General features: G+C 56.3%; 2 pseudogenes. Both read right to left on the bottom strand.

Annotated features, from left to right (window positions below):
* Nucleotides 1–117: 117 nt before the first annotated feature.
* A pseudogene (locus AB4Z23_RS27135) lies at nt 118–890 on the bottom strand (SOS response-associated peptidase family protein).
* 126 nt (nt 891–1,016) lie between these two features.
* Nucleotides 1,017–1,167, bottom strand: a pseudogene (locus tag AB4Z23_RS27130) (AAA family ATPase); the annotation flags it as partial.

Raw genomic sequence — 1,167 nt, 5'->3', positions numbered from 1 at the left:
GGGTAGACACCGTGATTTTCGAGAATGTAAGGGCGAATATGCATCTTCCTCGTCCTCTATCCGAATTGTGGGTTTATTCTCCTCATCAACATGCATTCACCTTGTGGCGGCCGCCGGTTAAAAAAGGCTTCCTTGCTCCACCGGTTCTCCGCTTCGCGAAACAATCGTTGAGCCATAAGGTTCACGTGACAACACAATCAGGGCATCGTTTGGCAACGGGCGGGCGAGGTGCTTTGCCTCATCCCAAGGCGCCCGCATCCAGACGTCAGTTTCTTCTTCGTCAGCAGCAGGACCGGCATGGCCTTCTCGTGGATCGGCCTAACGAGATCATTCGGATCGGTCGTCAGGAAGCCATAGAGATCGTCGGTTGTGGGCCCGTCCTTCACCTTGCGGACGCTCTTCCATTGCGGCACGTGGATTCCCGCGAAGAACATCAGCGATTTCGCCTCGTCGCGCGCAAACCAGGCATTGGGCACATTGCCACCGGCCTGTTTGCTTGCCGGATCCGGTTCGGCAAAGCTGGTGACCGGGACGAGACACCTGTGCTCGACGCCGAACCAGCGCGTCCAGTGAGGCAGGTTGAGCTTGCGGACATTCGTCACACCGCGGTCTGGTTCCATCCGGATGAGTTCATTCATATCGACGGCCTTGCCCTTGGCCTTCAGTTTATCCGCTCGAGTTTCCGCAGCCTTCTTCTGCACGAAAATCGGTGAGGGCAGGCCCCAGCGCGCATGCACAAGCTGCTTCTTGCCATCCGCAGTGTTGCGGACGATGGGCACCATCTGGTCGGGGTTCATTTGATAGGCCGGCATCAGGTTGATAAAGCTTTCGGCGTCCTGAGCCCATTTCGAGACCCAGTCCTTGTCTTCCATGCGATACAGATTACACATGCTCACCTCGGCATCTTTGCGATGGTGATTTTCACATCACCCTTCACGCTGCATCGTTTGCATTTCAGTCGCTCGTGTCAATACCGCGTGAATTTTCCCCAGAAGTGCCGAAGTAAAATTCCCCACTTATGCCGACGTGGATGCCAGGGAGAATTGAGGATTTTTCGGCGGCCGTCCGCGTGGCTTTTGAGGTGGAGCGAATGCCGGCGGAGCAATGAGGGCTTTGGAGCGAACATGCTCGGGCATCAGTTCGGCATGCTGGCGCAATCGGTAACTC

It is taken from the genome of Agrobacterium sp. MCAB5 (assembly GCF_052114365.1).
Taxonomy (GTDB): domain Bacteria; phylum Pseudomonadota; class Alphaproteobacteria; order Rhizobiales; family Rhizobiaceae; genus Agrobacterium; species Agrobacterium tumefaciens.
This window is presented reverse-complemented; position numbering and strand designations above follow the sequence as displayed.